The sequence below is a fragment of the Oleiphilus sp. HI0080 genome, from assembly GCF_001635135.1.
Genome location: NZ_LWFU01001150.1, coordinates 1 through 8707, shown reverse-complemented (window position 1 = coordinate 8707; position 8707 = coordinate 1). Strand labels below are relative to the sequence as shown.

The following is an 8707-nucleotide window of genomic DNA, read 5'->3' as shown; positions in this document are numbered from 1 at the left end:
TCGGGATGATACCGGTCAGTAACTTGATTGCCGATGATGCGAAGTTTGAAGCTGGCTCTACTATATCTACTCGCGCCAACGACCTGCTGTACGGCGAGGCACTGTACGAGTACCACCAAGGGCGCTTTTTCGAGTCGCTCACCGTCTTGAATGTTGCGAAAGAGAAGGGTGGTATCCAGCAGCACGGTGACCACCCTTTGCTCGTCGAAGGCGGTTTAATGCTTGCGTATGGCATGACGCGAGAGGCCAAAAAGCATTTTGAGGCGTTGCTGAGTCCCGATATGACAGCGCTTGTAAGCGCCGATGCTAGAAATCAAGCGTGGTTCTACCTTGGCAAGGTCTTTTACTTGGAGAGTGACCTTGTTGCGTCTCAACGTGCACTCAGTGAAGTTAATGCCGAGAGACTCCTCGAATCGGACGAGTCACTGTACCTTGAATGGCGCTACCTAAATGCGCAGGTGTTGCTTCGAGAAGGGCGAAATGAAAATGCGGTTGCTACTCTAAATACTGCTGACGCGCCCACACAAAAAAATGCAACGTCATATACCCACTCGTCATTTGCCACCGATGACGACAGCCTTTCCGATAGAGCTCAACAAAATGATTTGTGGTCAGTTTATAGTTTATACAACAAGGCGCTTTTGAGCCTCGATCACGGAGAAGATCGTGCAGTTGTTATGGATGGTCTGCTCGCCGCGCAAGAGCAACTCAAGCGCATTTCGAATCAACATGAAGCAGAGTCTGGCTCTGATGAGCAGGCAGAGCGTGCCGCTTTGCGAGATCGCATTTATCTAAGTTTAGGGCAGATATCGCTGCAACAGAACGCGTTCGTAGAAGCCGTTACGTATTTGCAAAAGGTTCCGTACTCGAGCATGGTCTCAGATGAAGCACTTTTCCAATATGCTGTCGCGCAAAGCAATTTAGGGCAGCATGAACTTGCACTCGCAGCTCTAGATCGACTAAACACGCGCACCTTGTTCACGCCTTGGTTGCAACAAGTGCCTTATGCTCTCGCTTTTTTATATGAAAGACTTAATGAGCCAGCGCTTGCCGCTCAGGCCTATAGGGCGGCAGGCGACCATTACGATGGAATCCTGAAAACAATCAAAGAGCAACAAGCATCTCTTGACGAAGTTACGATTATTGCGGCGCTCGAAACCGCGTTCTCCTCAAGCGAAGACCAAAGCAATGACGATTATCTCAACGCTGGTCGATTAGAACCTAAGCGCTCGCAGAACAGCCGATGCGAAAATATGGCGCTCACTGAAGCGCTAGGAGAGCAATCAACGCAGCGCGACGCCTATGGCCGACTTCGCGTTCTGCCTTCCGATTTTTATCTTGTCAACTTGTTAGCGACAGAGCCGTTTCAAATGGCGCTGCGAGACCTTCACGAGCTTTACGATTTGCAAAATGGTTTAAGAACATGGCGCTCGCGATTAGATTCGTTCGCATTGATGCTTGAAACTCGCGCCGCACAGCGACAAAGCAAGTTGGCGGCAGTCAGATCGGATCTAACTGCGCAAGATGCTGAACTATGGACGCTGCGATTCAACGAATACAAGCAAGCAATTGATAAAGCATTAGTGGATGAAGATGTGCGATTTTTTATGGATGAAAGCCAAATCGCATTCAATGCCCAGATTATCGAAGCCAAAGAGACGCTTAAATCCTTGCCGGCCGGCGAAGAGCAACAAGAATTTAGCGCTAAGCTGGCGCGTGTTCAGCGTTATTTTGACTGGTGGGTTGCGGATCGCTACGGCGTTAACCGATGGGCCGCGCAACGAGAAATATCAGAGCTGGGCGAATCTATCGACGAGTTCGAAGCTCGACGCCAATACTTACAAGCCGAGATAGAAAACAGCGCTTTCCAATCCGGATTAGAGAGCCGTATTCTCGAGTCGGGGGTTCGTCTCGACACGCTCGCTTCGCAAATCGATGTTGTATTAGTAGCGACTAGAGGCCGTTTAATCGAACAGGTTTCCAGAGAACTAGACCGCCAATCTTCCGAGGTCGCGCAGTATCGTCTAGCATCGCGCCATGCCCAAGCGCGATTGTCCGATCAATTGTATCGACAGCGCAACGAGGAACAAACCGAGCAATCTAAAGAGTCGTCAGATCGCGTTAGATCAGAGGGGCAAAAACAAGACTCTGCTCTAGAAAACACACCGCTAAGTGCGCACGGCGCGCAAAACGACGACACGATAGCAAAGAAAGAAAGCGCTGGAGCAAGCGCGCGTGATGTTCTTTATAAAGAGGCGTCCGCATGATGAGGGGGTTTATTCAAAGCAGCCGCATGTATTTGCATTACTGCATGTATTTTAAGTACTGTTTAGTGACGACAATCGCGCTCTTCATTTCAGGTTGTCAGATGTTTCAATCGGAACCAGCACGTGTGGCAGATCCTGCACTTTTAGAGAGTTTGCGTCCTGCAGATATTCAGCCTGCAACATTGAATAATTACACACAGTCAGATGTGGATCTTGAAGATGTCATTGCCAATTACTCTGAGCTCTTGCCGCTGCTAGAGTCGCCCGAGGATCAACTAACCGTATTGCACCGCTTGGCAGATCTAAAATTACTCAAAGGTGAGGAAATCATGGCCGAGCAGGCCATTGACGAGCTCGATATTGCGATTGATGCCTATAAAGGTCTTTTGCAACGCTATCCCGATCGCGAGGTTAACGATCGCGTTTACTACCAACTAGCAAAGACCTATGACTTAAAAGGCGAGGTCGACAACTACCTTTCAACGCTCACGATACTAGTGGGTACTTTCCCGAAGTCAAAATACACGGCGGAAGCACAGTTCCGAAGAGGCGAAATCTTGTTTAGCGCTGAAGACTATGTTGGTGCCGAACAGGCTTTTGAAGCCACTGTTGCAGTGGGTAATAGTTCATTCTTGGCGAATGCGCATTATATGAAAGGCTGGAGCGAATTTAAGCAAACACGATACAACGACGCGCTGTTATCCTTCGTCGATGTACTCGATCTTGTGATGCCGGATAGCCTAAAAGTGGGTGAGGTAGAGCAGCGAAGCCAAACCATGGTTGAAGATTTGTTTCGCGTAATGGGGTTGTCACTATCGTATTTAGGTGGCGCTGACGCCCTAGAAAACCTCTTTAATGTTGCCGGCCACCGAAGTTACGAGATCGTCGTCTACGACCGCTATAGTGATTTGTTAATCAGTAAAGAACAGTACAGCGACGCGCTTTCTGTTTATCGCCGTTTCATTACCTTACACCCTCTGAATCTTAATGCGCCTCGCTATCAAGCCAACATTATCGGGACACTCGAAAAAGCAGGCTTTAAAGCCGAAATCTTTGAAGAGAAGGTTCGCTTTGTTGATGTATATGGAATAGGTAGTGCGTTTTGGTTAGTCAACAAAGACCAAGACCTAGAGCCTGTATTTACCGAGCTAAAAATATTGCTGCCCGAGTTAGCAGATCGTCACTACGTTCTTGCACAAAGAGCAGAAAAGCAAAATCAGAAGCAAGCGCGCGCAAGCAACTACCGAAAAGCGGCACGCTATTACGGCGATTTTGTCGTTGCATTCCCAAGCGAACGCCAAACGCCCGAAACGTTAATGTTACTTGGAGAGTGCCGGCTCGCTTTAGAAAACTGGGCAAGCGCAATCTACGCATTTGAGGCAGCAGGGTATTATTTTCCGAGTTACGACAAAGCAAATGAAGCCGCTTATGCGTCGATATTGGCCTACAATGGTTTTTCTCGCTCATGGGATGCGAACAACCCTCGAGTACTAACAGCGAATAAAGATTTACGGCAAAAGAGTCGCCTGCGCTTCGTCGACGAATTTTCGACAGACAGACGGGCAGACGACGTTCTTTACTCAGCCACGCAAGATGCTTTTGCAGAGCAAGACTATGTTCAGAGCATCGAACTTACAGAACGCTTACTTGACTGGCAACCAAGCCCATCAAACAAGGTACTGGCCGAGACCCGGATCATAAAAGCGCACAGCCTATACGCGCTGAAGGATTATAAATATGCAGAACTGGCCTATGTTGCAGCGATTAACGGCTTGCCGAGAAGCGATCAAAGGCGGATAGCGCTGAACGAAAACTTAGCTGCAAGTGTTTATCGGCAGGCGGAGCTTTTGTTAGGCGCTGGCGAAACGCTTGCGGCAATCGATGAATTGTTGAGAGTGGGCGTCGCTTCGCCCTCGTCGACCTTACGAACCAACGCGGAATACGACGCGATTGCTTATCTGATTGAGTTAAAGAAATGGCCAAGAGCCATTACTGAAATGCGCACATTCAGATCTCGTTACCCTCAGCATGCTTTGATCGACACCCTGGTACCGAAAATGGCCTTAGCATACCGGGAAACAAGGCAGTGGGAACTTGCTGCTGACGAGCTCAAGACCATGATTCTGCTTGCTAAAACGGATCAAGAGAAACAAGACACGCTCTACATCGCTGCAGAGCTTTATGATCGCGCCGACAACAAGGCAAAGGCGATATCTAACTACCGCTCTTATGCGAATACCTACCCTAATCCGCCGAGTGAATATATGGAGGCGGCTAACCGGCTCGCAGAACTTTATGATGAGACAGGTGACCAAATTAAGCGTCGATTCTGGTTAGCAAAACAGATGAAGACGGTGGATGCGCTCGGGAGCGATGCAGACCAGCGCATGGTTTACCTTGCCGCCTCGGCTTCTGCGGTGCTTGCGAACGACGCATTCACTCGGTACGCGCGCATAAAACTGAAGCTACCATTAAATGAGTCAATGGCGAAGAAAACGATCGCGCTTGAGCGTGCGATGCAGGCGTACCAAAAAACTGCTTCCTACGGGATTTCCAGCTTTTCGACAGAAGCCGGTTACCGTATGGCCGACATCTATGTGCAGCTTAGCCAGGATTTAATGAACTCTGATCGACCAAAGGGTTTAAACGAACTTGAATTGGAGCAGTATGAGATTTTGCTAGAAGAACAGGCGTTTCCATTCGAGGATAGTGCAATTGATATTCACGAGCAAAACGCGAGCCGCAGCTGGAATGGTATTTACGACGATTGGGTAAAGGAAAGTTTTGCATCGCTTAGAAAGTTGCTACCAGGGCGTTATGACAAGCCTGAATTGACGGGAGGACTTGTCGATGCGCTGCAATAAGGATTTACGCTGGGCTCTAGGGTTTCGCATGACCTTCTCCACCAGGGCGCTACAAGATCGTTTTAAAGCCGTCGCTTTACTTGCCTTAGTTTGTGTATATAGCGGCTGTGCTACAGTCCAAAAACCGGCAGCGGATGTTGCTGAAGTTCAAGACATTGAGGCGGAGAAGGTAAAAACGCAACAAGCGTTCGCGGCTATCGTTCAAATCCATAAAAATGGCGATATTGACGACGCGAAACAGGGCTATGAAGCGTTCTTAGAACGCTTTCCAAACAATACAGCAGCGCGCATTAACCTGTCGCATATTGCCCTGCAAGCAGAACAGTATGATCAAGCCGGCGCGTACATCTTGGAGGCGCTGCAGATCGATCCCAAGGAGCCTCAGGCGCTGATGCTAGCTGGTTTGATTGCTAGAGAGAAGGGGGATTTCGATGGCGCTGAGTCGTATTACCGCCAAGCACTCTCTGTGAACCCTGATTACATCCCAGCGATACGAAATCTTGCCATTCTCCTCGATCTTTATCGAGGCAGGCTCCAAGAGGCCCTGGAACTTTATGAACGTGCACAAGCACTTGAAACCGTACCGGATCCAAAACTAAAAGATTGGATCTTTGATATAAAACGCAGAATAGGGGAGCCGTGATGCGCGCATACTTCAAACTCCACCCTATAAGGGCCATCATGAGCACGCTTTTTTGTTCCGTTCTGTTGAATATTAGCGCTGCGCAAGCAGAAGATGATGTCATCGTTATCGAAGGTACGAGAATAAGGGGCAATCAAGAGTCTCCAACAATTCTTTACTTGGTTCCTTGGCAAGCCCCAGAAGTCGTCGCCTTGGATGCGCCAGCCGCTGGTCTCGCTATAACGCGTGCTTTACAACCTCTGGAACGCTCCGAGTTCAAACGCTTGATAAAATACCATCAGCACTTCAAGCAAGCGACAGATGAAATTCGATTGGGTGCACAATCCAATCAAGACTCAACGAGCGATGGACAGCCGTGAATCTTACAAAGCACTTTAGTGACAGCGCGTTTCGTTTCGCAGGCGACCGGTTTAGCGAGCGAGCATTCTCAATCGCACCTTGAAACACCTAACACTTCCCAGACTCCGCGCTGAGCACCAGGCAAATACCCCAAATTCGTCACAAAAAAAATGTGGCCAGCGCCCCATGTACACAAATCGCAACAAATGATTGCCGGATATAACCACATTTTGTCTTAAGTCTTTCTACAATTTTTAACATAGTACAGTGCGACCTCCTTGAAGGGGGTCGATTCTAAAGATTTGACCTTTTAGCTAGGAGTAATACCCAATGATCGAGACCATTATCCGCTTCTTCCAAGATGGCGGTTTTTTTATGTACCCCATCTCGCTCGTACTTGTCGTCGGTTTGATTATTGCGATTGAACGCTACTCCTACCTAAGCGTCGCCAAAATCAGCAATCGAAAGGTTTTTGAGCAGCTCTATAAAATGATCCGCTCAAAAGACTTTAACGGCGCGCTGAAATTCGCATCTAACTCTAAAAGCCCAATGGGCTTGATGATTGGTGCTGGACTTCAGCGATTGTCTCGTCGACAGGGTCGACAGGATATTGAGTACGCGATGGAAGAGGGCTTGCTCGAAGCGATGCCTCGACTAGAAAAGCGCACTCAATATCTAGCGACGTTAGCGAACATCTCTACGTTGCTTGGTCTATTGGGTACAATCATTGGCTTGATCGCGGCGTTCACTGCCGTTGCATCAGCAGATCCTGCGCAAAAGGCGTCGTTGCTTTCACAAAGTATCTCCGTTGCTATGAATACAACCGCGTTCGGCTTAATGGCCGCGATTCCTCTGCTACTTATTCATTCAGTACTTCAAGCAAAAACCAATGAAATTGTTGATAGCTTTGAAATGGCCGGTATCAAGGTGATGAACGTCATTAGTGATCGTCCTGTCGCTGCAGCACAACAACACGCAGCAACACCCCAACCAAAATCAGCCGCAGCGCCTGCCGCTTAACGACGACGCCTATTACTAAGTTTTAGAGGATTTGCCATGAGGCGCAGACATAAGCGGACTCGCGACGATGCTGATCTAGATATCACCGCGTTCATGAACCTGATGATCGTGTTAGTACCGATTCTATTGATCAATATGATTTTCGCACACACAGCTGTCTTAGATTTGAATTTTCCGCAATCCAATGCCTTGGATAATGAACAACAGGAAGAGCTGCAGCTACAGGTCATCATCTTAGAATCCCAGCTCGTTGTGTCGGACAATAAAGGTGGCATCATTAAAAAAATTGATAACCTGAAAGAGGAATATGATTTTGCATTACTGGGAAAGGTCATGCAGGAGCTAAAAGCGAGGGTTCCGGATAAGAAAGACATTACGATCATGGCTAAGAAAGAAACGTCATATCAAACATTGGTAAGCGTAATGGACTCCGTGCGGGCGTTCCCAACCGTGGTCGCTGGAAACCTTGTTTATGGCGAACTATTCCCAGAAATATCCATCGCTGACGCACCAGAGATTGTCACCAACAACGACGAAGTTGCGAAGGCATCTGCTAGCTCAAGCTCGAACTCAAGTAAGGTGGAATCATGAAAGAGTCCGCCAAAGCCAAAAGAATCAAACGGCATCAGCGAAGAGGGAAAAACCAAGGTAAATTAAACCTGGTTTCACTGATGGATATTTTTACAATTCTTGTGTTCTTCTTGATGGTTAACTCGGCCTCTGATGTTCAAGTAATTAATCAAGATAACGCGATCAAACTTCCAGTTTCCAGTGCCGAGCAAATGCCAAAAGAGACGCTAGCTTTGACGGTGACCGAGAGCGATATACTGATTAGTGGGCGTGCCATTGTGAAAATCAATGAGATCCGATCTTTTAATGGTGAAGTAGAGCCATTGCTAAAAGCAGAGCTTGACTATCAAGCTTCGCGTTCAAACGCTCCGGTCGCTGAAAGCGGACGTCCGATTACGATCATTGCCGACAAAGAATTGCCATATGAGTTGCTAAAGAAAATTATGACCACCTGTGTTGATGCGGGCTATGCGAGTATTTCTCTCGCTGTTAACCGTCAGACAAAGCAGGAGGCCTAAGTAGATGTTTAATCGAAATAGTTTGGCCTGGAGCCCAGAGCAGGGCGAAAAGCAGCGGATCAAGCGTATTAGCGCGGTTGTTTTACCTGTTTTTTTCGTGATGGCGGCCATCATTACTTGGAAAGACCTTCCGCCTCCTGAAAGAGCTGCATTAGAAAAGCTACCTCCAAACTTGGCTAAATTCGTCAAGAAGAAAGAAAAACCAAAACAGATCATCAAGAAAAAGGAAACAAAAGTAGAGCCCGAAAAACGGCCTGAGCCAAAGGTTGTAGAGAAACCAAAACCTAAGCCTGAGCCAAAAATCGTGAAAAAACCCAAACCAAAGATCAAAGCCAAACCTGAAGAGATTAAGGCGGCACGAGAGAAAGCACAAAACAGTGGATTACTCGCCATGAGTAGCCAGCTTTCAAAACTAAGCACTCTTGCTGAAAGCGTGAAACTCGATACACCAAAAACCGTGACAGCCAAACCAATTGCCCGAAAGGT

7 protein-coding genes and 1 pseudogene are annotated in these 8707 nt (G+C 47.9%); all 8 read left to right on the top strand.

The annotated features are described in order from the left end of the window. The coding region (locus tag A3751_RS23280) for a hypothetical protein (protein WP_197466572.1) at positions 1–2267 on the top strand (2267 nt) is incomplete at its 5' end. A 101-nt stretch (positions 2268–2368) separates the two neighbouring features. Beyond that, positions 2369–5131, top strand: coding sequence for a tetratricopeptide repeat protein (locus A3751_RS20700; RefSeq protein WP_197466571.1), 2763 nt, complete (start codon positions 2369–2371; stop codon positions 5129–5131). Positions 5132–5159: 28 nt separating this feature from the next. Further along, entirely contained in the window at positions 5160–5774 is a 615-nt protein-coding gene (locus A3751_RS20695) for a tetratricopeptide repeat protein (RefSeq protein WP_068458754.1), read from the top strand. A gap of 38 nt (positions 5775–5812) precedes the next feature. Next, the gene (locus A3751_RS20690; protein ID WP_068458752.1) at positions 5813–6133 is read left to right on the top strand and encodes a hypothetical protein; all 321 of its coding nucleotides are present in this window, start codon (positions 5813–5815) and stop codon (positions 6131–6133) included. 310 nt (positions 6134–6443) lie between these two features. Beyond that, positions 6444–7133 carry a MotA/TolQ/ExbB proton channel family protein gene (locus tag A3751_RS20685; RefSeq protein ID WP_068458751.1) on the top strand — a complete coding sequence of 230 codons (690 nt, stop codon included), beginning with the start codon at positions 6444–6446 and terminating at the stop codon, positions 7131–7133. 36 nt (positions 7134–7169) lie between these two features. Continuing rightward, a complete protein-coding gene (locus A3751_RS20680) occupies positions 7170–7724 on the top strand; it encodes a biopolymer transporter ExbD (RefSeq protein ID WP_068458750.1) in 555 nt (184 codons plus the stop codon). Next, positions 7721–8221 (top strand): biopolymer transporter ExbD, encoded by a 501-nt coding sequence (locus A3751_RS20675; RefSeq protein WP_068458749.1) that lies wholly within the window; start codon positions 7721–7723, stop codon positions 8219–8221. The genes A3751_RS20680 and A3751_RS20675 overlap by 4 nt, the downstream gene beginning before the upstream one ends. Before the next feature lie 4 nt (positions 8222–8225). Continuing rightward, positions 8226–8707 (top strand): annotated as a pseudogene (locus tag A3751_RS20670) (hypothetical protein); the annotation flags it as partial.